Genomic DNA, 24111 nt, shown 5'->3' on the forward strand with positions numbered 1-24111 from the left:
GCCCCGCCTCCTCCCACGGACGCATCCCGTTCACCGCTGCGACGGTGACAGCGCACGACAACGGTTCGTACACCGTGGAGTGGAAGGCCCCCGGCCTCCGTCACGTCGCCGTCCGGGCCAACGGCCGTACCGTCGCCTCCGGTGGTTCCGCCGGCAGGGTCACCGTGCGCGGGCTGCCCGCCGCCGACCGTCAGTGGTTCGATCTGGTCCCCGAGCGCGGCGGCTCGCTGCACCTCGCCGACCGGCTGATCCGGCTCCAGGGCGCCGTCAACTTCCGCGATGCGGGCGGCTACCGCACCTCGGACGGCCACTGGGTGAAGATGGGCGAGATCTACCGCTCGGACGCCCTCGACAAGCTGACGCCCGCCGATCTGGCGAAGCTGCGGCGGCTCTCCGTCACCACGGTCTTCGACCTGCGCATGGAGTCGGAGCGCGCCGCCGCCCCGGACCGGGTCCCGGCCGGTGCGACCCATGTCGTCGCGGATGTGCTGGCGGGATCTCCGACGTTCACCGCGATGCCGGCCACCGCGGCCGAGGCCGAGGCCATGATGGTCGACGGCGAGAAGTTCATGGTCAGCGGAGCCACCGCCAAGAAGGCCTACCGCACCGTGTTCTCCGGCATAGGCGACGACAGCGCCCGCGGTGTCGTCTTCCACTGCACGGCGGGCAAGGACCGCACGGGCTGGGCGAACGCCGCCCTGCTGACGGCCCTCGGGGTCCCGCGCTCCACCGTGATGGCCGACTACCTGGCCTCCAACGACTACCGTGCCGAGGCGAACGCGGCGGCCCTCGCCTCGATGCCGGCCGCGCAGGCCGCGGTGTACAAGCCGCTGCTCGATGTCCGGCCCGCGTACCTGAACTCCGGGTTCCAGGAGATCTCCGAGACGTTCGGCTCGTTCGGCGCGTACGAGAAGCAGGCGCTCGGACTGGACGCCAAGGATGTCCGCGCACTGAAGCGGGACCTGCTGGTCGGCTGACGCCAAGCGCTCCTCGCACCACGCTGCCCCGTACCGGATCTCTCCCGGTGCGGGGCAGCGCCGTGCCCGCGTCGGACCGCGTGAAGAGACACGAAGAAATAAGACACACGGTGTCCGGTATCGCGTCCAGCATGGGGCCACCGGTTCCCGGCCTGCGTGGACCGGGACGGAACAGGCAACCACGAACCTCAAGGGGACGCATGCCCGACACCTCGGCACCGGCACCGGCACCGGCTCTCCACGGAAAGATCGCCCTGGTGGCGGGGGCCACCCGCGGGGCCGGGCGCGGCATCGCCGTCCAGCTCGGCGCGGCGGGCGCGACCGTCTACGTCACCGGCCGCACGACTCGGGAGCGGCGCTCCGAGTACGACAGGCCCGAGACGATCGAGGAGACCGCGGAACTGGTCAACGCCGCCGGCGGAACCGGCATCGCGGTGCCGACCGACCACCTGGTACCCGACGAGGTCCGCGTGCTGGCCGAGCGCATCGACGCCGAGCAGGGGCGGCTGGACGTGCTCGTCAACGACATCTGGGGCGGCGAGCGGCTGTTCGCGTTCGACAAGCCGGTGTGGGAGCACGACCTCGACGACGGGCTGCGGCTGCTCCGGCTGGGCGTGGAAACGCACGCGATCACCAGCCACTTCCTGCTGCCGCTGCTGGTCCGGCGGCCGGGCGGGCTCGTGGTCGAGATGACCGACGGGACAGCCGCCTACAACAGCGCGAACTATCGCAACTCCTACTTCTACGACCTGGTCAAGAACAGCGTGCTGCGCATGGCGTTCGTGCAGGCGCACGAGCTGAAGCCGCACGGCGGGACGGCCGTGGCGCTCACCCCGGGCTGGCTGCGTTCGGAGATGATGCTGGACGCCTTCGGTGTGGCCGAGGAGAACTGGCGCGACGCGCTGGCCACGGTGCCGCACTTCTGCATTTCGGAGAGCCCGTCGTACGTGGGGCGCGCCGTCGCCGCCCTGGCCGGGGACGCCGGCCTCGCACGCCGGAACGGCCGGTCGCTGTCCAGCGGGCAGCTCGCCCAGGAGTACGGCTTCACCGACCTGGACGGCTCCCGCCCGGACTGCTGGCGCTACCTGGTCGAGGTCGACGCCGCGGGGAAGCCGGCGGACGCGACGGGATACCGGTAACCGTTGGATCGAGTGGGCGCCAGGGGGGGGCGCCTACTCCTCGGCGAAGACGTCCTCGACTGACTGGGCGGCGGGTGCCCGCAGGAGCCAGCGGTTCAGGGTGTCGGGATCGCCGCAGGTGGTGATCCGCTCGCGCGCCTCGTCCGGTACGTCGACGCCCGACCGGGCGAGGAAGAGCAGGATGCCCTGCGCGATGCCCTCGGCACGGCCTTCCGAACGGCCTTCCGAACGGCCTTCGTCCCGGATCTCTTCGGAGATGGCGGACTTATAGAAAGAAAGGTCCACGGCCACCAGGTTCCTCCACTGTTGCGCGGCCGGGCGGCTGCCCAGGCCCTGTGCGGCTCCTTCTTGCCGGGAGCATATGCCGATCGGAGTGGCGCGGATGCGCTACCGAAGGAGGGTCACCCCTCCGAGTGGCGCGATGCGAAAGCGCGTAGCAACAGACCGCCTTCGGAGCCCGGCCACCGGACTCCGAAGGCGGTCCGTGCCCCGTTACTGCGGCAACACCGGCAGCAGCTCCGGCAGATGCCCGTCCGAGGCGGCCGCCGCCGTCACCCGCTCCTGCGGCACCTCCCCGTACAGCGTCGTACGCGGCTTCGCCGGGCGGCCGGCGGCGTCGGCCACGGCGATCAGGTCCTGGACGGACTTGTACGAGCCGTAACTCGAACCGGCCATACGGGAGATGGTCTCCTCCATCAGCGTGCCGCCCAGGTCGTTCGCGCCCGAGCGGAGCATCTCCGCCGCGCCTTCCGTGCCCAGCTTCACCCAGCTGGTCTGGATGTTGGTGATGTGCGGGTGCAGCAGCAGGCGGGCCATCGCGGTGACGGCCCGGTTGTCGCGGTCGGTGGGGCCGGGGCGGGCGATGCCGGCCAGGTAGACAGGGGCGTTGGTGTGGATGAAGGGCAGCGTCACGAACTCCGTGAAGCCGCCAGTCTCCTGCTGGAGGTTGGCGAGGGTGCGCAGGTGGCCCAGCCAGTGGCGGGGCTGGTCGACGTGGCCGTACATCATCGTGGAGGAGGAGCGCAGGCCCACCTCGTGGGCGGTCCTGATGACCTCCAGCCACTCCGCCGTCGGCAGCTTGCCCTTGGTGAGGATCCAGCGGACCTCGTCGTCCAGGATCTCCGCCGCCGTACCGGGGATGGAGCCGAGCCCGGCCTCCTTCGCGGCGAGCAGCCAGTCGCGGATCGACATGCCGGTGCGGGTCGCGCCGTTGACGACCTCCATCGGGGAGAAGGCGTGGACGTGCATGCCGGGCACGCGTTCCTTCACCGCCCGCGCGATGTCGAAGTACGCGGTGCCGGGCAGGTCGGGGTGGATGCCGCCCTGCATGCAGACCTCGACCGCGCCGACGTCCCAGGCCTGCGCGGCCCGGTCGGCGACCTGGTCCAGGGACAGGGTGTACGCGTCGGCGTCGGTGCGCCGCTGGGCGAAGGCGCAGAAGCGGCAGCCGGTGTAGCAGACGTTGGTGAAGTTGATGTTGCGCGTGACGATGTACGTGACGTCGTCGCCGACGACGTCACGGCGCAGGGTGTCCGCGATCCGGCAGAGTTCGTCCAGGGCCGGTCCGTCCGCGTGCAGCAGGGTGAGCGCCTGGGCGTCGGTCAGCTTCGTCGGGTCGTCGGCGGCCTGGCTGAGCGCGCCCTTCACATCGGTGTCGATGCGGGACGGGACCATACCGGGCACCGCGGCCTCACGCAGCGCCTCCCAGTCCCCGTACACCTCGTCGAAGTCGTCGCGGCGGTCGCCGGTGCGGCCCTCGGTGTCGATGGTGCGGTGCAGGTCGGTGCGGCCGGAGGCGTTGAAGCCCTCGTCGGGCTCCTGCCAGGGCAGACCGGCGGGGATCGCCCCCTCCTTCGCGAGTCCGGTCTCCGGGTCGGCGAGTGCGCGGACGTGCGGGAGCAGGCGGGGGTCGAGCCAGGGCTCGCCGCGCTGGATGAACTCCGGGTAGATGGTCAGGCGTTCGCGGAGCTCGAAGCCGACTTCGGCGGTCCTCGCGGCGAGTTCGTCGATGTGCGGCCAGGGGCGCTCGGGGTTCACATGGTCCGGGGTGAGCGGGGAGACGCCGCCCCAGTCGTCGATCCCGGCGCCGACGATCAGCGCGTACTCCGCGTCGACGAGGTTCGGCGGGGCCTGGATGCGGGCCGACGGGCCGAGGATGTGGCGGGCGACGGCGATGGCGGCGGCCAGCTCCTCCAGCTCCGCGTCCGGCATGGCGCGCATCGCCGTGTCGGGCTTGGCGCGGAAGTTCTGGACGATGACCTCCTGGATGCCGTGGTAGGCGCGGGCGGTCCTGCGCAGCTCGAAGAGGGAGTCGGCGCGCTCCTCGTACGACTCGCCGATGCCGATGAGGATGCCGGTGGTGAAGGGGACGTTGGAGCGCCCGGCGTCTTCGAGTACGCGCAGGCGGACTGCCGGTTCCTTGTCCGGGGAGCCGTGGTGCGGGCCGCCGGGCTCGGACCACAGGCGGGTCGCGGTCGTCTCCAGCATCATGCCCATGGACGGGGCGACGGGCTTGAGGCGCTGGAGGTCGGTCCAGGTCATCACGCCGGGGTTGAGGTGCGGGAGGAGACCGGTCTCCTCCAGGACGCGGATCGCCATGGCGCGTACGTACGCGAGGGTGTCGTCGTACCCCTCGGCCTCCAGCCACTCCCGGGCCTCGGGCCAGCGGTCCTCCGGCCGGTCGCCCAGCGTGAACAGCGCTTCCTTGCAGCCCATCGCCGCGCCCTCCCGGGCGATGGTGAGGACCTCGTCCGGGGAGAGGAACATGCCGTGGCCCTCGCGCCGGAGCTTGCCGGGGACGGTGACGAAGGTGCAGTAGTGGCACTTGTCGCGGCAGAGGCGGGTCAGCGGGATGAAGACCTTGCGGGAGTACGTGATGACACCGGGCCGGCCCGCCGCCTCCAGCCCCGCGTCCCGCACCCGGGCGGCGGAGGCGGCGAGATCCGTCAGATCGTCGCCGCGCGCCTGGAGCAGGACGGCGGCCTCGGCCACGTCGAGGGCGACACCGTCTCTGGCACGCTTGAGGGCACGTCGCATGGAGTTGGTGGTGGGGCGTCCGCGCTGAGGATCGGTCATGAACCGAGCATACGAGCGAGTAGCCGGCCGGTGACCGGCCGGATCTCCCGCAGGTCACCCACGCCCCTGGCGCCTCGGCCGCACAAGGGTCCTCGACCCGTAGGCTCGGCCCGGTGATGGAAACGATCGTCTTCGACATCGGCGAGACACTCGTCCGCGACGACCGCTACTGGGCGTCCTGGGCCAACTGGCTCGGCGTCCCGCCGCACACGCTGAGTGCGCTGGTCGGGGCCGCGGTCGTCCAGGGCCGGGACAGCGCGGACGCGCTGAGCATGCTGCGCCCCGACATGGACGTCGCCGAGGCCTCGCACGCACGCGCCGCCGCCGGGCGCGGCGAGCACCTGGACGAGTCGGACCTCTACCCGGACGTCCGCCCGGCGCTGGCCGAACTGCGTTCGCTGGGTGCACGGGTGGTGGTCGCGGGCAACGGGACGGTGCGGGCCGGGGAACTGCTGCGGGCGCTGGACCTGCCCGCGGACCTGGTGGTCACCTCGGACGAGTGGGGCGTCGCCAAGCCGGACCCGGAGTTCTTCGCCCGCGTCCTGGAGGTGTCCGGTGCGGACCCGCGGTCGACGCTGTACGTGGGCGACCATCCGGCGGGCGACCTGTTCCCGGCCAAGTCCTCCGGGCTGCGGGCGGCGCACATCCGGCGGGGCGCGTGCGGGTACTGGTGGGCGGACCACCCGGACGTGGTGGAGACCGCCGACTTCCGCATCAACACGCTGACGGAGCTCCCGGCCCTCCTGAACAAGGCACCGGACGCTCCGGAACCACCGCGCCCGCGGGCGTTGCGGGCGCTGTAGCCGGACCGTACGGGCCGAACCCGCTGCGGGCGGGGGGACCGGCCGCAGCGGAATCGCTCAGAGGTACGGCCGCTGCTCCGACTTCGCCTTCACGTACGCCTCCCGGGCGGCCCTCGTCTCCGGGGTGTCGGAGACCTCCGCGACCGGCACGTCCCACCAGGCCCCGGAGGACGGTGCGGGCACCATCGGGTCCGTCTCGATGTGGATCACCGTGCACCGGTCCGAGGCCCGGGCCTCTGCAAGTGCTTTGCGGAGTTCGGCGATCGTGGCGACCCGCAGGACGTCCGCGCCCAGGCTCGCCGCGTTGGCCGCCAGGTCGACGGGCAGCCGGTCGCCCTCCAGCGCCCCGCTGTCCGCGTCGCGATAGCGGTACCAGGTGCCGAAGCGCGGTGCGCCGACCGTCTCGGAGAGCGCCCCGATCGACGCGTACCCGTGGTTCTGGACCAGGACCACGATGAGCTTGACCCCTTCGGCGACGGCCGTCACCAGTTCCTGCGCCATCATCAGGTAGGAGCCGTCGCCCACCATGACGAAGACCTCGCGCTCCGGGGCGGCGAGCTTCACGCCGAGCCCGCCGGCGATCTCGTAACCCATGCAGGAGTACCCGTACTCGACGTGGTACTGCTTCGGGTCCGCCGACCGCCAGAGCTTGTGCAGGTCGCCCGGGAGCGATCCGGCCGCGCAGATCACCACACCGTCCTCGCCGGCCGCCTCGTTGACCGCGCCGACCACCTCGGACTGGGCCGGTTTCGGGGTGTGGCCCAGGTGGTGGGCGGCGTCCACGGCCGCGTCCCAGTCGCGGGCCAGGGCGACGGTCCGCGCGCGGTGTTCCTGGGGCACCTGCCAGCCCGCGAGCGCGGCGGTCAGCGCCTCCAGGGCGGTACGGGCGTCGGCGACCATCGCCAGTCCGGCGTGCTTGACCGCGTCCGGCCGGGCGACGTTGATGTTGAGGAACCGGACGCCGGGGTCGGCGAACTGGGTGTGCGAGGCGGTCGTGAAGTCGCTGTAGCGGGTGCCGATGCCGATCACCAGGTCGGCCTCGCGGGCCAGCGCGTCGGCCGCCGTCGTGCCGGTGTGTCCGACGGCGCCGGCCGCGCACGGGTGGCCGTGCCGCAGCGAGCCCTTGCCCGCCTGGGTCTCCGCGACCGGGATTCCGGTGGCGCGGGCGAAGGCGTCCAGGGCCTCGGTGGCGCCCGCGTAGACGACGCCGCCGCCGGCCACGACGAGCGGGCGGCGGGCGTCCCGGATCATCCGGACGGCGTCGGCCAGCACCTCGGTCTGCGGGGCCGGCCGGTCGATGCGCCAGACGCGGTGAGCCAGGAACTCCTCCGGCCAGTCGAAGGCCTCCGCCTGCACGTCCTGGGGCAGCGCGAGCGTCACCGCGCCGGTGTCCACCGGGTCGGTGAGCGTGCGTGCGGCGGCCAGGGCGGCGCCGATCAGCTGCTCGGGACGCGCGATCCGGTCGAAGTACCGGGAGACCGGCCGGAAGGCGTCGTTGACCGTCACATCGCCCGCCCACGGCATCTCCAGCTGCTGGAGCACCGGTTCGGCGACGCGGGTGGCGAAGGTGTCGCCGGGCAGGAGCAGCACGGGGAGCCGGTTGATGGTGGCTCCGGCGGCGGCGGTGATCATGTTGGTGGCCCCGGGGCCGACCGAGGAGGTGCAGGCGAACGTCGAGAGCCGGTCGGACATCCGGGCGTACGCGGCGGCGGTGTGCACCATCGCCTGCTCGTTGCGGGCCTGGTAGTACGTCAGGTCGCGGTTCTCCCACAGCGCCTGGCCCAGCCCGGCGACGTTGCCGTGCCCGAAGATGCCGAAGCAGCCGGCGAACAGGCGCCGGCTCTCCCCGTCCCGTTCGGTGTGCTGGGCGACCAGGAAGCGCACCAGCGCCTGGGCGACGGTCAGCCGGATCATGAGGTCCCTTCCGCGGAGGATGTGGCCGGCGTGGAGCTCCAGGTCTCACGGATCCAGGCGTGCGCCGGGTCGTCGGTGATGCGCCAGGCGCGTTCGTCGTGCGGGCCGGCCATCACGTTGAGGTAGTACATGGGGTAGCCGGGCAGGGCGGCCGAGGGGCCGTGCCAGCCGTCCGGGACCAGCACGACGTCACCGGTGCGGACTTCGGCCGTCTCGCCGGCGGGGCCGGGCGGGCTGCCGCCGAGCCGGTGGTGGCCGAAGCCGCCGCGGCCGATCTCGAAGTAGTAGACCTCTTCCAGCTCCGACTCGGTCGCGGTGTGCTCGTCGTGCTTGTGCGGCGGATAGCTGGACCAGTTCCCGTCCGGGGTGAGGACCTCCACCACGATCAGCCGGTCGCAGGCGAAGCCGCCGGCGGCGGCCAGGTTGTGGATCCGACGCAGACAGGAGCCCGCGCCGCGCGTCTCGACCGGAACCTCCTCGGCGGCGCCGCGGCGGAACGGCAGGTCCCGCCGGGCCGTACCGCTCGCCAGCGCGAAGCGGCCGCCGCCGGGGCTGCTGAGGACGGCGTCGCTGCGCCGGGGGACGTACGCGAAGTCGCTCACGCCCTCGAAGACGGCGGGGCGCCCGGCCAGTTCGAACTCCTCGGCACCGCAGCGTACGGAGCAGGAGCCGGAAAGCGGCAGCACGATCACCTCGCGTTCCTGCGTGCCGAACGACTGCGAGCCGCCGGGGGCGAGCTCCAGTACTCGGAGTCCGGTGTGCCGCATGCCGGTGTCCACGGTCCAGGGGCCGTGTGCGGTGCTGCCCGCGGGCTGATGGCCGTCCATGGCGTCTCCTCTCACAGCAGGCCGACGGCGGTGTCCACCGCTGCGGCCACGTCGTCGTCGGGCGGGTAGAGCAGCGACCGGCCGACGACCAGGCCGCGCACGGTGGGGAGCCGGAGCGCCTTCTCCCAGGAGGCGTACGTCTCGTCGGGGGTGCCCGGAGGGTCCCCGCCGAGCAGCAGCGAGGGAAGCGTCGACGCCTCCATCACCGCCTCCATGTGGTCGACGACCGGAACCTTCAGCCAGGTGTAGGCGGAGGTGCGGCCGAGGCCCTGGGCGATGGACAGCGCGCGCATCATGGCTTCGGGACGAAGGTCGTTGACGGCTCGCCCGTCCGGCCCGCGCCTGACCCAGAACGGTTCGACCAGGGCCGTCAGCCGGTGGTCCGCGAGTGCGGAGACGGCGTCCGCGCAGCCCGCCAGGGTGGAGGCGGTGGCGGCGTCGGTCGGATCGATGCGCAGGAGCATCTTCCCGGCGTTGAAGCCCATCTCCTCGATCGCGGCCGCGTCGTAGGCGGTGAACCGGTCGTCCATCTCGAAGACGGTCTCGGGTACGCCGCCGCGGTTCATCGAGCCGATGACGACCTTGTCCTCAAGGGCGCCGAGCAGCAGCAGGTCCTCGAGTACGTCGGGGGTGCCGAGCACGCCGTCCACACGCGGGCGTTCCAGCGCGGTCAGCAGGCGGTCGAGGAGTTCCGAGCGGTTCGCCATGGCGTCGCTCCGGCCCCGGACGGCGAGGGCGCCGCGGGCCGGATGGTCCGCGGCCACCAGCATCAGCCGGCCGGAGGGCTGAATCATCGGGCGCCGGCTGCGGCGCCGGGCCGCCTCCAGGATCGCCTCGGGCCGCCGGGCCCGGGTCTCCATCAGGTTCCGCAGCGCTCCGTCACGCATGCGGTGCCGCTTCGGGGGTGTGGGCGTGTTCCATCATGTCCTCCACCTGTGGGGTAGTCGGCATGTCGGGGGCGCAGAAGAGCCGCCCCGCGACGAAGGCGCCTGCGGCGTTGGCGAAGCGGAGGGTCCGCTCGAGTGGCCAGCCCGCGAGCAGGCCGTGGCACAGGGCGCCGCCGAAGGCGTCGCCCGCTCCGAGGCCGTTGACGACGCGGACGGGGTGGGGGGCGACCACGACGCGCTCGGTGGCGGTGCGTGCCAGCACCCCCGCGGGCCCTTGCTTGACCACGGCCAGTTCGATGCCGGTGGCGAGCAGGGCGTCGGCTGCGGCGTCCGGATCGCGTTCGCCGACGGCCGCCTCGCACTCGTCGAGGTTGCCTACGGCCACGGTGGCCCCCGCGAGGGCGGCCCGCAGTGCGGGTCCGGCGGCTTGCGGGGAGGGCCAGAGCCCGGGCCGGTAGTCCAGGTCGAGCACGGTGATGCCCGACCGGTCACGGGCGGTCAGTGCGGCGAGGTGGGCGGCCGCGCTGGGTTCGGCGGAAAGACCGGTGCCGGTGACCCAGAGCAGTCCGGCCGCGCGGACCTCGTCCAGGTCCAGTTCCTCGGTGCGGATCCGGAGGTCCGGGGTGCCGGGCGGGCGGTAGAACCAGATGGGGAAGTCGTCGGGCGGGAAGACCTCGCAGAAGGTGACCGGTGTCGGGGGGCCCGCGACGGGATGGACCCTGGCCGCGTCGACTCCGTAACGGCCCAGCTCGGCCATGAGGTAGTCGCCGAAGGGATCCTGTCCGGTGCGGCTGATCAGGGCGGTGCGGCGGCCGTGCCGGGCGGCGGCGACGGAGACGTTCGCCGCGCTGCCGCCCAGGTGCTTGCCGAAGGTCTCGACGTCGGCCAGGCCCACGCCCTGCTGGAGCGGGTAGAGGTCCACGCCGAGCCGCCCCATGACCAGTACCTCAGGAACACCGGCCCGGGCTGTCACGACGTCACCTTGCGCAGATGGGCGAGCGAGGCCACCACGTCGGCCAGGGGGCCTTCGCCGGGCGCGGGTTCGGAGTCCAGGACGGTGTCCTGTTCGAGGACGTACCACCCGGTGTAGCCGGCCGCGTCCAGGGCCGTCGTGATCGCGGAGATGTCCACGTCGCCCTGGCCGAGCGGCTGGTAGAGGCCCGTCCGGACGGCTTCCGTGTACGTGACGTCCCCGGCCCGGACGCGGGCGGCGAGCGACGCGTCGACGTCCTTGAGATGCACGTGGGCGATGCGGTCGGCGGCCCGGCGGGCCAGGTCCACGGGGTCGTTGCCGCCGGCCAGCAGGTGGCCGGTGTCCAGGCACAGCGGGACGGCGCTGCCGTTGAGGACGCGCTCGACCTCGTCCGGGCCCTCGACCATCGTGCCGATGTGCGGGTGCAGCGTGGCGGTGACGCCTTCGGCACGGGCGTGGGCGGCGATCCGGTCGAGGTTGGCCAGCAGGGCGTCCCACTCCCGTGCGGAGAGTTCGGGCCGGGCGTCGTAGCCGTCGGTCCCGGTGGCGGCGGCCAGGACCAGGGTCCGGGCGGACCCGAATCCGGCCAGGGCGTGCCGGACCTCGGGCAGCGGGTCGCGGCCGGGGTCGTGGAGGACGACGGGCACGAATCCGCCGACGGCGGCCAGCCCGTGCCCGGCGAGCAGTTCCGCGCGGGCGTCCGGGTCCTGCGGCAGGAAGCCGTCGGGCCCGAACTCGGTCGCGGCGAGCCCGGCGGCGGCCATCTCCGCCAGCACCCGCCCGGGTGCCATCTGGTGTCCCCAGCCGGGGACTTCGCACACGCCCCAGGAGATGGGTGCTCCGGCTACGCGGATCATCGGCCCGCCTCCTCTACTCGTACGGGACGGCCGGTGCGGCACGAAAGGTCGGCGGCCTCGGCGATCAGCAGGGCCGCGAGCGCGTCGTCGCCGGTGCAGGGGCTGGGGCGGGTGCCCGCGGCGACTTCGGTGAAGGCGGTCAGCTCGGCGACGTACGCGTCGCGGAAGCGGCTGAGGAACCCGTCGTGCGAGACGGCCCCGGGCTGTGGACCGCCGGCGGTGAAGCGGAGCGGGGCGTGCGGGTCCAGGCCGGTGGCCAGGGTGCCGGTGGAGCCGGCCACTTCCATCCGTACGTCGTAACCGGCGCCGTTGTAGCGGGTCGCGGTGCACGTCACGAGGGTGCCGTCGTCGAGCGTGAGAACGGTGACGGCGGTGTCCACGTCACCGGCGGCGGTGAAGCAGGAGTCGCCGCGGTTGGAGCCGGTGGCGCTGACCTCGACGACCTCGCGCCCGGTGACCCAGCGCACGATGTCGAAGTCGTGCACGGCGCAGTCCCGGAAGATGCCGCCCGAGGCGGGCAGGTAGCCGGCCGGTGGCGGCGCCGGGTCGGCGGTGCAGGCCCGGATCGTGTGGAGCCAGCCCAGTTCACCGGCGGCCACGGCGTCGCGCAGCGCGGTGTAGCCGGCGTCGAAGCGGCGCTGGAAGCCGACCTGGAGCGGGACGTGGGTGCCGTCGAGCTCGGCCAGCAGGGCGCGGGTCCCGTCGAGGGTGCCGGCGATCGGCTTCTCGCAGAAGACGGGCACTCCGGCCGCTGCCGCGGCCCGTACGAGGTCCGCGTGGGCGGCGGTGGCGGCGGCGATGACGATTCCGTCCAGGCCGGAGCCCAGGAGGCCGTCGAGGTCGGGGGCGTGCTCGGCACCGAGTTTGACGGCCAGTTCGTGGGCCTGGCGTTCGACGGCGTCGTGGAGGACGACCCGCTTCACGGCGGGCAGTCCGATCAGGGTCTCGGCGTGGAACGCGCCGATCCGGCCGGTACCGATGAGTCCGATGCGCATGCGCGAATGCCTCCGGTTCGAGGAGGAGTGGATGCTGTCCCTGATCCGTATCCCCGATTTGTAGCCGTGGCACTCACAATGCGTCAAGCATTTGTTCTGACATATGCACGTTCAGAACTTCTGCCGAACGGTGCGTCATACTGAGCGCCTGGTACCACGTATCGAGGAGTTCCCATGGAATCGATCACCAGGCTGATAAGCATCGACCGCAGCAGTCCGGTTCCGTTGTACTTCCAGGTCGCGCAGCAGCTCCAGCAGCTCATCGAGTCCGGCACGCTGGCGCCGGGAACCCGCCTGGAGAACGAGATCGCCCTGGCGGACAAGCTCGGCCTCTCCCGCCCGACGATGCGTCAGGCCATGCAGCATCTCGTCGACAAGGGACTCCTCGCGCGCAAGCGCGGCGTGGGCACGCAGGTCGTCAACAACCGCGTACGCAGGCAGGTCGAGCTGACCAGCCTCTTCGAGGACCTCAAGCGCGACGACCGCCGCCCCCGCACCGAGGTGCTGTCCATGCAGACCGTGCCCGCCGCGGGCCCCGTGGCGGCCGCGCTCGAACTCGAACCCGGCACCCCCACGGTGGCACTGCGCAGGCTGCGTTACGCGAACGACGAACCCATAGCCGTGATGCAGAACCACCTGCCGGCCGGCCTGGTGACGCTGGCCGAGGACGACCTCACCACGCACGGCCTCTACGAACTGCTGCGACGGGCCGGCATCTCCCTGCGCACCGCCCGTCAGAACATCGGGGCGCGCAGGGCCACGGCGGCGGAGGCCCGGCTGCTGGGCGAGGGCCGCAGCGGCACGCTGCTCACCATGGAGCGCACGGTCCTGGGCGACGCGGGCCGCCCGGTTGAGTTCGGGTCGCACCTCTACCGGGCGTCGCGGTACTCCTTCGAGATGACGCTGACCGCGCACTGAACACCCCGCCGGACTGCGGGAACCGGCGCGTGCGTCACTCCCGCGCCACCGCCTCGACCCGCCGGGCCAGGGCCTCGTTCATCGCACGGAACTGCGGGAGCGTGTCGGCCCTGAGCATCCCCTCCGCGAAAGGCACGGCGACCCCGGTGAAGGACTCGCTCTGCGTGAGGCGGACCCGGCCGCCCCCGACCTCCTCGATCACGAACCGGTGCTCCCCGTCCGCGATCCAGCCGGGCCCCATCTTCCCGATCCACCGCAGCTCCCGGCCCGGATCCACGGTCAGGAGTTCCGGGCTGAAGACGGTGTCCCCGGTCCTGTCGTGCATCACGTTGCGCAGGGTCGCGCCCTCTTCGAGGCGACCACCCTCCGACGTCACCTGCGTCGAGGTGATGAACGGGTTCCACTGCGGATAGGCGGACAGGTCGGTCAGCACCTGCCAGACCTCGTCGGACGACGCCTCGATCTCGATGGAGGCGGTCAGCCGGACGGGGTGGGTATTGCTCCACGCCGTGTACCCGCCGAGCAGGGCGACGAGCGCCGCACCGGCCCCGAGGAGTACGCGGCGCCTGCGACGCCGGGCGGGAACGGGGGCGGGGGGTGTGCCGGTCGGCGTGGACGGTAAGGCGGCGGTCATCGTCGTACTTCCTCTCGTCAGGGTTTACGCGGTCCGGGTCCGGCCCGCCTCAGGCGGCGGCGCCCCGCAGCACACTGGTCACGAGCCGGTCGACGTACGCGGTGCCGATGGGGCGGCCGGTGATGAGCAGCCGGTAGTACAGAGCACCGGCCAACTGGTCGAAGAGCACCTCGGGCTCGACGTCCTCGCACAACTCCCCCGCGTCCCGGGCCTCTTCGATGAGCCGGAGCACGAGGGCGTTGCGCCGGACGAACATGGCCTGCACGGCGGAGCCGATGTCCGCGTGGCGCGCGGCGGCGGCGGCGACCTCGGCGACGAGCCCGGCGGACGCGTCGCCGGACGCCGCGGGTCGCCCGGCGAGCCGCATCCGGTCGAGGCCGTCGACGATCGCGTTGAGGTAGCGCGTGAGATCGGCGCGCACGTCGCCCCGGTACTCGACGGGGACCTCGTCCTGCATCCGCGCCACGACGGCGACGACGAGGTGGTCCTTGGTGGGCCAGCGCCGGTAGAGCGTGGTCTTGGCGACCCCGGCCTTCACCGCCACTTCGTCGACCGAGAAGGCGTCGTAGCCGCGTTCGAGCAGCAACTCCAGGGCCGCGCCGTTGATGCGGGCGTCCGCCGCCTCGCTGCGCGGGCGGCCGCGCCGGACTGCCGGTTCCATGAACCCACCCCTTATCGCTACGACCGTTTCGTAAAACGAAAGTAGCGCCACCCAAGGCATTACGCAACAGCCGTAGCGGAAAGACGCACCCGGAAGGACACAGAACAGAACAGTCGGCCCGGTTCCTCGACGACGACCCTGACGGCTTGCGGCTCCTGACGGACGCGGTCCACCTGCTCGCAGGGAACCCGTTCCCCGAAGGCTCCACACCGTATGGCTCCCCCACACCGCGACGGGTCCACGCCGGCCGCTACCGCGTGATGTACGAGACTCGGGACGCCCAGGTCACCGTGATCGTGATTGATTCACGTGGGCCGCGTCGGTTGACCGTCACCGCACGGTCACGCAAGGGCCGTCAGCCGAGGAAGAGCGGCAGCCGCGTTGCCAGGCTGCCGAGTCGGGCCGTCTCCGCCTCTGTCGGAGCACGCCGCCCGGTGCCGATGAGCAGGGCGTCCCGGTCGGACAGCGAGGCGGGGAACGCCGCCCCGGCGATCGACTCCAGGAGCGCACGCGAGCGGGCGAGGCCCTCCGGCGGCGGGTCCGCCGCGTCCGGGAGGTGGGCGATGAGGTCGAGGTGGTGCAGCGTCCATTCCAGGACGTACGTGGTGAGGTACTCGTCGACCGTGAACACCTCGTCGCGGGTGCCGACCCGGCCCGTGGGATCCGCGAGGACCGCCGCCCGGCCCGCGGCCGACCCCACGTCGTCGAGGTGGAACCTGAGCAGCCACGGCTCCTCGTACGCCGCCGCCAGACGCACGGTCAGCGCGTCGAGCGGGTCGTCGCCGGTCGGCGGCGTGGTGGAGACCTCCCAGTAGGTGACCGCGTCGCGCGTCGGCTCCGAAGCGACGGGCGTGGCGAGCGTGATCAGGACGTCCTGGGCGTCGATGACCAGATGGCACACCAGGTCCCGTACGAGCCAGCCGATACAGCCGGACGGGCGGACGAAGTCCTCGTCCGGAAGCCCGGCGACCGCGGCACGGAGCGCTGCCCATGTGTGGGAGAAGAGGTCCATCGCCGCAAGCTAGCAGCGCCCGGCTCCGACGCTCCTTCCCTCCGCCGGGATTCCGTGTATCGCGGGCGTATCGAAAACCGCATACGCCCCCGCAACCGCACCCCGTCTCCAATGGGGTCCATGAACCACAACGCCACCCTGCCCGCGCCGCCCCGTCGCGTGCGCGGGTTCGTGCTCACCGGCCTCGCGGTCGTCGCCCTGGCGGTCGCCGTGTTCCCCATGCGGCGGATGCTCACGATGGCCGCGCCGCGCTGCATGGCGGGGCGGTGGCACGGCTGTTACGACACGTTCAACGGCCTCGTGCTCATGACGCTGGTCGCGCTGCCGGTGTCCCTGCTCGTGGTGTGGGTGCTGGCACGGAGCCGGCGCGGCGCCGACGGGACCTCGCCGTGGCGGATGTCGCTGGCCGAGGTGGGCATGGTCCACGGGACGATGCCGTTCCTGTGGATGACCATGATGCCGGGGGCCGAGCCCGGCACAGAAGCCGGCGCGGTGAGCCTGGTGCCGCTGCGCGACCTGGTCACGATGGGGCCGCTCGGGATCGCCGGCAACCTGCTGGTCTTCGCGTCGCTGGGCTTCTTCGCCCCGATGCGGTTCGCGGCGCTGGCGTCCGTGCCGCGGATCCTGGCGCTCGGGGCGGGCTGCTCGGCGCTCGTCGAGATCGCGCAGTACGTCTTCCGGCTGGACCGGGTGTCCTCCGTGGACGACGTCCTGGTCAACACCACCGGCGCGGTACTGGCCGGGCTGGCGTCCCGCCACTGGTGGCGTACGGCGGCGCAGGCGCCCACGGACCGTCCTCGGCCCGCAATGGCCGGCCGGCCCTAGGCTTCGCACATGCGCGTACTGATCGTGGAGGACGAGCCCTACCTGGCCGAGGCCGTCCGTGACGGTCTTCGGCTGGAGGCGATCGCCGCCGACATCGCGGGCGACGGCGACTCCGCCCTGGAACTGCTCAGCGTCAACTCCTACGACCTCGCGGTCCTCGACCGCGACATCCCCGGCCCCTCCGGTGACGAGGTCGCCCGACGCATCGTCGCCTCCGGCAGCGGCATCCCGATCCTCATGCTGACCGCGGCCGACCGGATCGACGACAAGGCGTCCGGGTTCGGGCTCGGCGCCGACGACTACCTCACCAAGCCGTTCGAGCTGCGGGAGCTGGTCCTGCGGCTGAGGGCGCTCGACCGCAGGCGCGCGTACGCCAGACCCCCGGTCCGCGAGATCGCCGGCCTGCGGCTGGACCCGTTCCGCCGCGAGGTCTTCCGCGACGGCCGGTACGTCGCACTGACCCGTAAGCAGTTCGCCGTGCTGGAGGTCCTCGTCGCCGCCGAGGGCGGCATCGTCAGCGCGGAGGAACTGCTGGAACGGGCCTGGGACGAGAACGCGGACCCGTTCACCAACGCCGTACGCATCACCGTCTCCGCCCTGCGCAAACGGCTCGGCGAACCGTGGCTCATCGCGACGGTGCCCGGCGTCGGCTACCGGATCGGCACCGGCACGGGCACCACCACGGACACCGGCACCGCCGCCCCCGCCTCCGGCAGCCCCCATGCGTAGACGCCCGGGGCCCAGCGTCCGGCTGAAACTCACCCTCAGCTACGCCGCGTTCCTCGCAGTCGCCGGCGGCCTCCTGCTGGCCGTGGTGTGGGTCTACCTGCTGCGCTACGTACCCGACAATTCGCAGGGTCTTCTCGGGATCTCACCCAACCGCTACCTCCTCATCCGCACGTTCGCGCCGCCCGCGGCCATCGCGATGGCGGCGCTGCTCGTGTTCGGCCTCGTAGGGGGATGGTTCCTGGCAGGCCGGATGCTCGCGCCGCTCACGCAGATCACGGAGGCGGCACGGCGCGCCGGGTCCGGGTCGCTGTCCCACCGGATCCGCATGGAGGGCCGCCAGGACGAGTTCCGGGAGCTCTCCGACACGTTCGACACGATGCTCGGACAACTCGAGTCCCACGTCGCCGAGCAACAACGGTTCGCCGCGAACGCCTCCCACGAACTGCGCACCCCGCTGGCGATCTCGCGCACCCTCCTCGACGTCGCCCGCAAGGACCCCACGCGGGACCGGGACGAACTCATCGACCGCCTGCACGAGGTCAACACACGGGCGATCGACCTCACCGAGGCGCTCCTGCTCCTCAGCCGCGGCGAGCGCTCCACCTTCACGAGGGAGAGCGTCGACCTCTCCCTCCTCACCGAGGAAGCTGCCGAAACGCTGCTCCCCCTCGCCGAAGGCCGCCGGATCACCCTCGCCGTCACCGGCACGGCGGCCCGGACCAGCGGCTCCGCGGAGCTTTTGCTGCGGATGGTGACGAACCTCGTCCAGAACGCCGTCGTCCACAACCTGCCCACGGTCGGCACCGTGACGGTCCACACCGAGGCGCGCGGCGACACGAGCGTGCTGCGGGTCGAGAACACGGGCCGCAGGCTTCCCCCGGAACTCGTAGCGACCCTGACCGAACCCTTCCAGCGCGGTACGGAACGCGTACGCACGGACGAACACGCGGGCGCCGGGCTCGGCCTGGCCATCGTGCACAGCATCGTCCGCGCCCACGCCGGAACCCTCGACCTCGTCGCCCGCCCCGCGGGCGGTCTCCTCGTCACGGTCCGGCTTCCCGGCACCGGGCCTCGGGCAGCCGGCTGATCGGGGCGGAGGGGAGGGGCGAGCGGAGACGTCAGTCCTGTTCTCCGGTGGGCGAGGTGGGCGAGGCCGGCGGCAGGGTCGGGTGGTCGGGGATCGGATAGACACCGACGGCGAACCCGTGGACGGTGTCACCGGTACGCGGCAGTTTGTCGAACTCGTGGATCACCTGCTCGATGCGCTCCCAGAACGCTGCCGCCTGCTCGTCGGAGATCCGGGCCCGCCGGAGGAACCCACGCAGCTGCCCGCGCTCGTAGGCCGGGGCCGACTCCCTCGCCGCCACCTCGAAGTCGTTGAAGTCGGGCGGCAGTTGTCCGTCGGTGGACTGCCTGCCGAGGCCGACGAAGAACATCCGCGCGGTACGGCCGTAGTAGCGCTCCTCGATCGCCCGGACCCTGCGGGTCCGCACCACGCGCAGAAGACCGGCCTTGGTCAGGACCCCGACATGATGCGCGACGGTGCTCTTCGGCCGCTTGACCGCGGCGGCGAGCTCGGTGACCGTCGCGGCACGCTCGTGCAGCAGACCCAGGAGGGTGGTGCGCAGGGGGTCGCCGATGGCCCGCACCTGCTCGGCGGTGGTGAGCTCGATCGTCTCGTCGAGTTCGTAGTCCGGAGTATTGCTCGACATAATTCGAATAGACTAGCATCGCCGATTGTTCCAAAACTTTGGATCGTTCAGCGAGATGAAGGCGGGCAGACGATGGCCGAGGTTGTGCTGTTCCATCACGCGCAGGGGCTGACCCCCGGGGTGGAGGCCTTCGCGGCCGAACTCCGCCGGGCAGGCCACACCGTTCACGTGCCGGACCTCTATGAGGGGCACACCTTCGAGACCCTGGAGGAAGGCATCGGCTACGCGAGCCGGACGGGGTTCGGCACCGTCATGGAGCGCGGGATCACCGCTGCCCAGTCGCTCGCCGACGACGTCGTCTATGTGGGCTTCTCCCTCGGCGTCATGCCGGCCCAGCGCCTGGCCCAGACCCGTCCCGGCGCCAAGGGCGCCCTGCTCGTCGACGCCTGCATGCCCGTGTCCGAGTTCGCCGAAGCCTGGCCGGCCGGCGTCCCGGTGCAGGTGCACGGGATGGACGGTGACCCGTTCTTCGCCGACGAGGGCGACCTCGACGCCGCCAGGGAGCTGACCGCCGCCACCGACGGGGCCGAGCTGTTCCTCTACTCCGGCAAGCAGCACCTGTTCGTGGACTCCTCGCTGCCGTCCTACGACCGGGCCGCGGCGGAGCTGCTGACCGGGCGGGCCGTCGCGTTCCTGAACGGCCTGCGCTAGGGCCTCCGACTCGGCCGGGCCTGCCGCGAAGCGGCATCGTCTGTGTCAGACCTGCCTGGGATGCTCCGAGGATGGAGATGACCGTGCAACTGACGATTGACTGCTCCGATCCGCAGAGGATGGTGGCCTTCTGGGCCGAGGCCCTGGGCTACGTCCCTGAGCCTCCGCCGGCCGGGAACGCCACGTGGCGTGCGTACTGGGAGGCGATGGGGGTGCCCGAGGAGGAGTTGCCGGCCGGTGCCGGGGACATCCCGGAGTCGATCATCGACCCTGCGGGGCAGGGCCCGAGGGTCTGGTTCCAGCGGGTTCCGGAGCCGAAGACCACCAAGAACCGGTGGCACTTCGACCTGAAGGTCGGCGGGGGCCGCGACGTCCCGGTGGAGGTCCGCGCCCAGCGGGTCAGGGCCACGGCGGAGCGGCTGGTCGCAGTCGGCGCCACCCTGCTTCAGATCAGGGAGGAGCCGGACATGGAGTTCTTCGCCGCCGCCATGCAGGACCCCGAGGGCAACGAATTCGACGTCGTCTGAAGGCTGTTGAGCCCGCGCGGGTCACGGCCCGGCCAGGCAGAATGATCAGACACCGTCACGCAGGCCGGGCGTGATCGCTTGCCGCCGTTGGAGGTCTCGCAGAGGTGATCACGTTCCTGATCTCCTTCGTCGTCGACCAGTTCCTGACCCCGGGGCTGCCCGGGCGGCGGCGCCGGGAACGATCCCAGGAGCGCGCCTTCGCGAACGGCGGTGAGGTGACCTTCCAGGCGTACGTCCTGGGCGACCGTCCGTACTGTCGGCCGGTACCCGTCTTCCTCTCCGCCTCCCGGACCGCGCTGCACGTGTCGCCCACCGAGGTGAAGGAGCTCCGGCGCAGCGTCCTGCCCGCCGAGCGGATCGCAGTGCAGCGGATACGCGGGAGCGGACGGATCCGCGCACCATCCCCTCGTACTGGCAGCTCGCCCAATGCCGCGACGGACAGGCCGACATCCTGATCGCCTGCGATCCCACGCACATGCGGTACGTGGACGAGGCGCTCGGCGCTACCTGAAGTACTCCAGGATCAGCGGCAGGTCCTCCAGCCACTCCCGCAGGCGGGCCCGCCTCCGGGCGGCGATCACGCACGGGTAGGCGGCACCGTTGCGCAGGCGGACGGTCACCCCCAGGTGCTTAGGGCTCGTCGCCGCGTACTCGACCGTGCTGATGTCGGCCCAGGTGAACCGCACTTCACCGAGCGGCGATCCCAGCTCGACCCCTGCCGCGTCGACCAGAAGGAAGCTGTCCGCGCTGACCGCCATGAAGTCCACGTCGGCCCGGGTGGAGGGCTCCACGTAGTTCGGCGGCCCGAAACCGGTCGGAGCCTGGTGGAACGGGACGGCTGCGTCGGCGGCGGCCGGTGCGTACGAGGGCGGAGGCGGTACCGCCACTGTCGGGGAGTATGTCGCTCCACCCGGCGCGAACAGGTCCAACAGCGCTTCCGGCGTCGGACGTTCGCCGGGCTCCTTGGCCAGGCACGACGCCACGACGGGCCGCAGTCCGTCCGGCACCACGCCCAGATCCGGCGCCTCGTGCACCGACCGGTACATCAGCCCCATCGGCGTACCCGCCCCGAACGCGGCTCCACCGGCCGCCGCGACGAGCACGGCCCCGAGCGCGAACACATCGGCCGCGCCGCCGACTTCGAGTCCCTGAGCCTGCTCGGGCGCCAGGAACCCGGGCGTCCCGAAGGCGACCCCGGTGGCGGTCAGGCGGGTGGACTCCAGCGCCCGCGCGATGCCGAAGTCCAGAACCCTCGGCCCGTCCGAGGCCATGATGATGTTGCCGGGCTTCAGATCGCGGTGCACCAGCCCGCAGCCGTGGATCGCCGCGAGCGCCTCGGCGAGCGCCGCGCCCAGCTGCCGCACCGCCGCCTCGCCCATCGGCCCCTCGGCCTCGATCAGCGCGCCGAGTGTGGGCCCGGGGATGTACGCCGTGGCCAGCCAGGGCGCCGCCGCCGCCGGATCCGCGTCCACCACGGGCGCCGTGTGGAAGCCTCCCACGCTGCGCGCGGCCTCGACCTCGGCGCGGAACCGCTCCCGGAAGTGCGGGTCGGTCGCCAGCTCGGAGCGCGCCACCTTCACGGCCACCGCACGCCCGCCGCGTGAACGCGCCAGATAGACGACGCCCATCCCTCCGGCGCCCAACTGCCGCTCCACGGCGTACCCGCCGACACTCTCCGGCAGGCCCACACCGTCCGCCCCGTACCCCATGTGCCGCACGCCCCCCTGTGTTCCAGCGGCTCAGTATGACGCAGGCGCGAGTGGGCGGATCAGCCGGTCGCGGCGTCGTCCACCTTGAAGTCCATGCTGACCTTGCCGTTGACGACCGACTTCGCGGTCACCGTCACGCCGTACTGCTTGCCCTCCGACGCCAACTGGCAGCGGATGGTGGCACCCACCTCGGCCGGAAGGTCCTCGGCGCAGGAGAAGGCGTCGGGCGCCTTGCCGACCTGGGCCGTCAGCGCGGCCTTGCCCTGCCGGGCGACCTCGGCCCTGTTCACGGACTGACCCCCGGTGTCGGTGCCGGTGCTCGCCGCGTCGGTGGGCTCATCCGCGGAGCTGCCCGCGCCCGCAGCCTCGTCGACCTTGAAGTCCATCTTGACCTTGTCGCCGTCGACCGACTTGGCGGTGACCGTCATGCCCTGCTTCGTGCCGCCATCGGTGAGCTCACACCGTATGGTCGCACCCACCTCGGCCTTGAGGTCGTCCTCGCAGGTGACGTCGTCGGGCTCCCGGCCGACCTGCTTGCCCAGGGCCGCCGAGGCCTGCTTGGCGACCTCGTCCTTGCTCACTTCCTTCGAGCCCACACTCGCCGAACACCCCGCCGCGAAAGCCACCGCCAGCAGCGCCCCCGCTGCTCGCACGGCGATACGGCTTCCGGTGGACTGCTGCATGGGGGTCTCCTAGGTCATGAACTATTCATGCCAAGCTACGCGACGCGCAAAATCACCGCCCCGGTTCCTGGTTCCGGCCGATCTCCGCCCACACCGTCTTCCCGACCACCCGCTCGGCCACGCCCCACTTCGCCGCCAGCGCCTCGACCAGACGGAGGCCGTGCCCCGCTTCCGCACCGGCCTGCTCCTCGCACATCTCCGGCCGCCGTTCACCCCGCGCGTCCGACACCTCGATCCGGACCCCGCCCGCGCCGAGAGCCTGCAACCGCAGCTCGAAGTCCCGCCCCGGTACGTACCCGTGCACCACCGCGTTCGCCACCAGCTCGGCCACGATCACCGCCACGTCGTCGGACAGCTCACTCCCGTACGGAACTCCCCACTCGTCCAGCTGGTGCACGGCGAGCCGGCGTGCCAGCCGTGCGCCACGGCGGGTGGCGGTGAAGCGTTGGACGAACTCGGTTCCCGCGAGGGTGATTTCAGCGTTCATGTGACTCAGCGTGTCCGCGTACTCGTACGCTGACCAGGAGTGACACCACGACGCCGTGAAGCTGTACGGGTCCTCCCCGGCGGCTGTACGGGCTGTCGGCCGTGACCGGGTACGGACCAGAGGCGGTACGGGACAGATGGCGCACGCGGAGCGCGAAGAACGGCCGGAGCGGCCGGCCGAGTCGGACGGTACGGCACACCTGTTCAGGGCGCTGGGCAGACAGATCAAGGTCCTGCGCGAGCGCGCGGGCACGAGCCAGCGGGAGCTGGGCCTGGCCGCCCACTGCGGGGAGGACCTGGTGTCGGCGGTGGAGCGGGGCGTACGGACGCCTCAGCCGGACTTTCTTGAGCGGGTAGACCAGGTGCTCGACGCGGGCGGGGTGCTGTCGGCAGCCGCGGATGAGGTGCGGGAGGCGTTGGCACGGTCGCGGACGCGGCATCCGGACTGGTTCCGGGACTATGCCCGGGCTGAGGCGGAGGCGGTCGCGCTGCACGACTACAGCAACCAGGCTGTGCCGGGACTGCTCCAGACCGAGGAGTATGCGCGTGCGCTCTTCACTCAACGACGGCCACTGCTGGATGAGGAAACCATCGAGAAGCGCGTGGCGGATCGGCTTGCCCGGCAACAGGTCTTCGAACGCTGGCCCCTGCCAACCTTCAGTTACGTGCTCGAAGAGGCCGCACTTCAGCGGCCAATCGGCGGACGCACGGCCCACATCGGCCAGTTACGACGGCTTCTCCATACAGGTCGCATGCGCAACGTCGAACTTCAGGTGATGCCCACGTCCGCTGAAGAGCACCCAAACCTGGACGGGCCCTTCATCCTGCTGACGCCCAGAGGTCGAAAGGAAGTCGCGTACACCGAGGTCCAAGGCCACGCACGCCTGATCACTGACCCCGATGAAGTCCGGCTGGTCAACGAACGCTATGGGATCATGCGGGCGCAGGCTCTCACCCCGAGGGAGTCCCTGACGCTGATCGAGAAGATGCTGGGAGAGGTATGAAAACCGAGCAACTGCACTGGTTCAAGAGCAGCTACAGCGGCGGCGAAGGCGGAGCCTGCATCGAGGTATCCACCTCCCCCGCCACCGTCCACATCCGCGACTCCAAGAACCTC

At 71.8% G+C, this 24111-nt stretch carries 27 protein-coding genes; 12 read left to right on the top strand and 15 right to left on the bottom strand.

Features of this window, described 5'->3' with window-relative positions; translation table 11 throughout:
* Positions 1 to 977: tyrosine-protein phosphatase (locus JGS39_RS15830; protein WP_219569735.1), on the top strand; the 977-nt coding region annotated here is incomplete at its 5' end.
* A 200-nt stretch (positions 978 to 1177) separates the two neighbouring features.
* A complete protein-coding gene (locus tag JGS39_RS15835) occupies positions 1178 to 2116 on the top strand; it encodes an SDR family oxidoreductase (RefSeq protein WP_219569736.1) in 939 nt (312 codons plus the stop codon).
* Between the two features lie 33 nt (positions 2117 to 2149).
* Here JGS39_RS15835 and JGS39_RS15840 read toward each other — a convergent pair whose 3' ends face one another.
* Both JGS39_RS15840 and JGS39_RS15845 read right to left on the bottom strand, forming a co-directional pair.
* A complete protein-coding gene (locus JGS39_RS15840) occupies positions 2150 to 2401 on the bottom strand; it encodes a hypothetical protein (RefSeq protein WP_219569737.1) in 252 nt (83 codons plus the stop codon).
* Positions 2402 to 2608: 207 nt separating this feature from the next.
* On the bottom strand, positions 2609 to 5191 hold the full coding sequence (locus JGS39_RS15845) for a bifunctional FO biosynthesis protein CofGH (protein ID WP_219569738.1): 2583 nt from the start codon (positions 5189 to 5191) through the stop codon (positions 2609 to 2611).
* A 116-nt stretch (positions 5192 to 5307) separates the two neighbouring features.
* On the opposite strand from JGS39_RS15845, the gene JGS39_RS15850 reads away from it, so the two are divergent.
* Positions 5308 to 5994 (top strand): HAD family hydrolase, encoded by a 687-nt coding sequence (locus tag JGS39_RS15850; RefSeq protein ID WP_219569754.1) that lies wholly within the window; start codon positions 5308 to 5310, stop codon positions 5992 to 5994.
* A gap of 57 nt (positions 5995 to 6051) precedes the next feature.
* Here the strand turns inward: JGS39_RS15850 and iolD are convergent, their stop codons facing one another.
* Genes iolD through JGS39_RS15880 form a run of 6 tightly spaced genes read right to left on the bottom strand, consistent with a single transcriptional unit; the run spans position 6052 to position 12447 of the window.
* Positions 6052 to 7908: a 3D-(3,5/4)-trihydroxycyclohexane-1,2-dione acylhydrolase (decyclizing) gene (iolD, locus tag JGS39_RS15855; RefSeq protein WP_219569739.1), complete on the bottom strand. Its 1857-nt coding sequence runs from the start codon at positions 7906 to 7908 to the stop codon at positions 6052 to 6054.
* On the bottom strand, positions 7905 to 8735 hold the full coding sequence (gene iolB, locus JGS39_RS15860) for a 5-deoxy-glucuronate isomerase (RefSeq protein ID WP_219569740.1): 831 nt from the start codon (positions 8733 to 8735) through the stop codon (positions 7905 to 7907). Before iolB ends, iolD begins: the two co-directional genes overlap by 4 nt.
* A gap of 11 nt (positions 8736 to 8746) precedes the next feature.
* Positions 8747 to 9622 carry a Cgl0159 family (beta/alpha)8-fold protein gene (locus JGS39_RS15865; RefSeq protein WP_236063734.1) on the bottom strand — a complete coding sequence of 292 codons (876 nt, stop codon included), beginning with the start codon at positions 9620 to 9622 and terminating at the stop codon, positions 8747 to 8749.
* Positions 9615 to 10559: a 5-dehydro-2-deoxygluconokinase gene (gene iolC / locus JGS39_RS15870; RefSeq protein WP_219569756.1), complete on the bottom strand. Its 945-nt coding sequence runs from the start codon at positions 10557 to 10559 to the stop codon at positions 9615 to 9617. Before iolC ends, JGS39_RS15865 begins: the two co-directional genes overlap by 8 nt.
* 32 nt (positions 10560 to 10591) lie before the next feature.
* Complete coding sequence (locus tag JGS39_RS15875; RefSeq protein ID WP_236063735.1) at positions 10592 to 11452, bottom strand: TIM barrel protein; 861 nt, start codon at positions 11450 to 11452, stop codon at positions 10592 to 10594.
* Positions 11449 to 12447 (bottom strand): Gfo/Idh/MocA family protein, encoded by a 999-nt coding sequence (locus tag JGS39_RS15880; RefSeq protein WP_219569741.1) that lies wholly within the window; start codon positions 12445 to 12447, stop codon positions 11449 to 11451. Before JGS39_RS15880 ends, JGS39_RS15875 begins: the two co-directional genes overlap by 4 nt.
* 174 nt (positions 12448 to 12621) lie before the next feature.
* Here JGS39_RS15880 and JGS39_RS15885 point away from each other — a divergent pair, with 174 nt between their 5' ends.
* Positions 12622 to 13365 (top strand): GntR family transcriptional regulator, encoded by a 744-nt coding sequence (locus tag JGS39_RS15885; RefSeq protein ID WP_236063736.1) that lies wholly within the window; start codon positions 12622 to 12624, stop codon positions 13363 to 13365.
* 34 nt (positions 13366 to 13399) lie between these two features.
* On the opposite strand, the gene JGS39_RS15890 is transcribed toward JGS39_RS15885, so the two are convergent.
* The 3 genes from JGS39_RS15890 to JGS39_RS15900 all read right to left on the bottom strand — a co-directional run bounded on the left by JGS39_RS15890 (position 13400) and on the right by JGS39_RS15900 (position 15672).
* A complete protein-coding gene (locus tag JGS39_RS15890; RefSeq protein WP_219569742.1) occupies positions 13400 to 13999 on the bottom strand; it encodes an SRPBCC domain-containing protein in 600 nt (199 codons plus the stop codon).
* A 49-nt stretch (positions 14000 to 14048) separates the two neighbouring features.
* The gene (locus JGS39_RS15895; RefSeq protein WP_219569743.1) at positions 14049 to 14660 is read right to left on the bottom strand and encodes a TetR/AcrR family transcriptional regulator; all 612 of its coding nucleotides are present in this window, start codon (positions 14658 to 14660) and stop codon (positions 14049 to 14051) included.
* Between the two features lie 355 nt (positions 14661 to 15015).
* Entirely contained in the window at positions 15016 to 15672 is a 657-nt protein-coding gene (locus tag JGS39_RS15900; protein ID WP_219569744.1) for a maleylpyruvate isomerase N-terminal domain-containing protein, read from the bottom strand.
* 120 nt (positions 15673 to 15792) lie between these two features.
* Between JGS39_RS15900 and JGS39_RS15905 the strand changes: the two genes are divergently transcribed.
* The 3 genes from JGS39_RS15905 to JGS39_RS15915 are packed head-to-tail and all read left to right on the top strand — an operon-like array spanning position 15793 to position 18313.
* On the top strand, positions 15793 to 16497 hold the full coding sequence (locus tag JGS39_RS15905; protein WP_219569745.1) for a VanZ family protein: 705 nt from the start codon (positions 15793 to 15795) through the stop codon (positions 16495 to 16497).
* A gap of 9 nt (positions 16498 to 16506) precedes the next feature.
* Positions 16507 to 17226, top strand: a complete 720-nt coding sequence (locus JGS39_RS15910; protein WP_219569746.1) for a response regulator transcription factor — start codon at positions 16507 to 16509, stop codon at positions 17224 to 17226.
* Positions 17219 to 18313, top strand: a complete 1095-nt coding sequence (locus JGS39_RS15915; protein WP_219569747.1) for a sensor histidine kinase — start codon at positions 17219 to 17221, stop codon at positions 18311 to 18313. The genes JGS39_RS15910 and JGS39_RS15915 overlap by 8 nt, the downstream gene beginning before the upstream one ends.
* 31 nt (positions 18314 to 18344) lie before the next feature.
* Here JGS39_RS15915 and JGS39_RS15920 read toward each other — a convergent pair whose 3' ends face one another.
* Positions 18345 to 18938 carry an ArsR/SmtB family transcription factor gene (locus JGS39_RS15920; protein WP_219569748.1) on the bottom strand — a complete coding sequence of 198 codons (594 nt, stop codon included), beginning with the start codon at positions 18936 to 18938 and terminating at the stop codon, positions 18345 to 18347.
* Between the two features lie 72 nt (positions 18939 to 19010).
* On the opposite strand from JGS39_RS15920, the gene JGS39_RS15925 reads away from it, so the two are divergent.
* The 3 genes from JGS39_RS15925 to JGS39_RS15935 all read left to right on the top strand — a co-directional run bounded on the left by JGS39_RS15925 (position 19011) and on the right by JGS39_RS15935 (position 20571).
* Positions 19011 to 19589 carry a dienelactone hydrolase family protein gene (locus JGS39_RS15925; RefSeq protein WP_219569749.1) on the top strand — a complete coding sequence of 193 codons (579 nt, stop codon included), beginning with the start codon at positions 19011 to 19013 and terminating at the stop codon, positions 19587 to 19589.
* 71 nt (positions 19590 to 19660) lie between these two features.
* Positions 19661 to 20116 (top strand): VOC family protein, encoded by a 456-nt coding sequence (locus tag JGS39_RS15930; RefSeq protein WP_219569750.1) that lies wholly within the window; start codon positions 19661 to 19663, stop codon positions 20114 to 20116.
* Between the two features lie 104 nt (positions 20117 to 20220).
* A complete protein-coding gene (locus JGS39_RS15935) occupies positions 20221 to 20571 on the top strand; it encodes a hypothetical protein (protein WP_236063737.1) in 351 nt (116 codons plus the stop codon).
* Between the two features lie 48 nt (positions 20572 to 20619).
* On the opposite strand, the gene JGS39_RS15940 is transcribed toward JGS39_RS15935, so the two are convergent.
* From JGS39_RS15940 to JGS39_RS15950, 3 genes are read right to left on the bottom strand one after another with little or no spacing between them, the layout of a single operon-like run.
* Positions 20620 to 21825: a serine/threonine-protein kinase gene (locus tag JGS39_RS15940; RefSeq protein ID WP_219569759.1), complete on the bottom strand. Its 1206-nt coding sequence runs from the start codon at positions 21823 to 21825 to the stop codon at positions 20620 to 20622.
* A gap of 59 nt (positions 21826 to 21884) precedes the next feature.
* Entirely contained in the window at positions 21885 to 22508 is a 624-nt protein-coding gene (locus JGS39_RS15945; RefSeq protein WP_219569751.1) for a DUF4333 domain-containing protein, read from the bottom strand.
* 52 nt (positions 22509 to 22560) lie between these two features.
* Positions 22561 to 22995: an ATP-binding protein gene (locus JGS39_RS15950; RefSeq protein WP_219569752.1), complete on the bottom strand. Its 435-nt coding sequence runs from the start codon at positions 22993 to 22995 to the stop codon at positions 22561 to 22563.
* 136 nt (positions 22996 to 23131) lie between these two features.
* Here JGS39_RS15950 and JGS39_RS15955 point away from each other — a divergent pair, with 136 nt between their 5' ends.
* Together JGS39_RS15955 and JGS39_RS15960 are read left to right on the top strand one after the other, a co-directional pair.
* Positions 23132 to 23998, top strand: a complete 867-nt coding sequence (locus tag JGS39_RS15955) for a helix-turn-helix domain-containing protein (RefSeq protein ID WP_219569753.1) — start codon at positions 23132 to 23134, stop codon at positions 23996 to 23998.
* Positions 23995 to 24111 (top strand): DUF397 domain-containing protein (locus JGS39_RS15960; protein ID WP_219569760.1); only part of this gene is annotated, 117 nt, incomplete at its 3' end. The genes JGS39_RS15955 and JGS39_RS15960, both read left to right, overlap by 4 nt.

The sequence above is a fragment of the Streptomyces poriferorum genome, from assembly GCF_019399235.1.
Classification (GTDB): domain Bacteria; phylum Actinomycetota; class Actinomycetes; order Streptomycetales; family Streptomycetaceae; genus Streptomyces; species Streptomyces poriferorum.

Excerpts from the sequence above, each read along its gene's own strand:
- JGS39_RS15905 (WP_219569745.1), top strand. The coding sequence starts at position 15,793 with ATGAACCACAACGCCACCCTGCCCGCGCCGCCCCGTCGCGTGCGCGGG.
- JGS39_RS15910 (WP_219569746.1), top strand. The coding sequence starts at position 16,507 with ATGCGCGTACTGATCGTGGAGGACGAGCCCTACCTGGCCGAGGCCGTC.
- JGS39_RS15875 (WP_236063735.1), bottom strand. The coding sequence starts at position 11,452 with ATGATCCGCGTAGCCGGAGCACCCATCTCCTGGGGCGTGTGCGAAGTC.
- JGS39_RS15850 (WP_219569754.1), top strand. The coding sequence starts at position 5,308 with ATGGAAACGATCGTCTTCGACATCGGCGAGACACTCGTCCGCGACGAC.
- JGS39_RS15880 (WP_219569741.1), bottom strand. The coding sequence starts at position 12,447 with ATGCGCATCGGACTCATCGGTACCGGCCGGATCGGCGCGTTCCACGCC.
- iolD (WP_219569739.1), bottom strand. The coding sequence starts at position 7,908 with ATGATCCGGCTGACCGTCGCCCAGGCGCTGGTGCGCTTCCTGGTCGCC.
- JGS39_RS15945 (WP_219569751.1), bottom strand. The coding sequence starts at position 22,508 with ATGCAGCAGTCCACCGGAAGCCGTATCGCCGTGCGAGCAGCGGGGGCG.
- JGS39_RS15955 (WP_219569753.1), top strand. The coding sequence starts at position 23,132 with ATGGCGCACGCGGAGCGCGAAGAACGGCCGGAGCGGCCGGCCGAGTCG.
- JGS39_RS15845 (WP_219569738.1), bottom strand. The coding sequence starts at position 5,191 with ATGACCGATCCTCAGCGCGGACGCCCCACCACCAACTCCATGCGACGT.
- JGS39_RS15885 (WP_236063736.1), top strand. The coding sequence starts at position 12,622 with ATGGAATCGATCACCAGGCTGATAAGCATCGACCGCAGCAGTCCGGTT.
- JGS39_RS15895 (WP_219569743.1), bottom strand. The coding sequence starts at position 14,660 with ATGGAACCGGCAGTCCGGCGCGGCCGCCCGCGCAGCGAGGCGGCGGAC.
- JGS39_RS15915 (WP_219569747.1), top strand. The coding sequence starts at position 17,219 with ATGCGTAGACGCCCGGGGCCCAGCGTCCGGCTGAAACTCACCCTCAGC.
- JGS39_RS15920 (WP_219569748.1), bottom strand. The coding sequence starts at position 18,938 with ATGTCGAGCAATACTCCGGACTACGAACTCGACGAGACGATCGAGCTC.
- JGS39_RS15890 (WP_219569742.1), bottom strand. The coding sequence starts at position 13,999 with ATGACCGCCGCCTTACCGTCCACGCCGACCGGCACACCCCCCGCCCCC.
- JGS39_RS15865 (WP_236063734.1), bottom strand. The coding sequence starts at position 9,622 with ATGCGTGACGGAGCGCTGCGGAACCTGATGGAGACCCGGGCCCGGCGG.
- iolB (WP_219569740.1), bottom strand. The coding sequence starts at position 8,735 with ATGGACGGCCATCAGCCCGCGGGCAGCACCGCACACGGCCCCTGGACC.
- JGS39_RS15835 (WP_219569736.1), top strand. The coding sequence starts at position 1,178 with ATGCCCGACACCTCGGCACCGGCACCGGCACCGGCTCTCCACGGAAAG.
- JGS39_RS15930 (WP_219569750.1), top strand. The coding sequence starts at position 19,661 with ATGGAGATGACCGTGCAACTGACGATTGACTGCTCCGATCCGCAGAGG.
- JGS39_RS15950 (WP_219569752.1), bottom strand. The coding sequence starts at position 22,995 with ATGAACGCTGAAATCACCCTCGCGGGAACCGAGTTCGTCCAACGCTTC.
- iolC (WP_219569756.1), bottom strand. The coding sequence starts at position 10,559 with ATGGGGCGGCTCGGCGTGGACCTCTACCCGCTCCAGCAGGGCGTGGGC.
- JGS39_RS15900 (WP_219569744.1), bottom strand. The coding sequence starts at position 15,672 with ATGGACCTCTTCTCCCACACATGGGCAGCGCTCCGTGCCGCGGTCGCC.
- JGS39_RS15940 (WP_219569759.1), bottom strand. The coding sequence starts at position 21,825 with ATGGGGTACGGGGCGGACGGTGTGGGCCTGCCGGAGAGTGTCGGCGGG.
- JGS39_RS15925 (WP_219569749.1), top strand. The coding sequence starts at position 19,011 with ATGGCCGAGGTTGTGCTGTTCCATCACGCGCAGGGGCTGACCCCCGGG.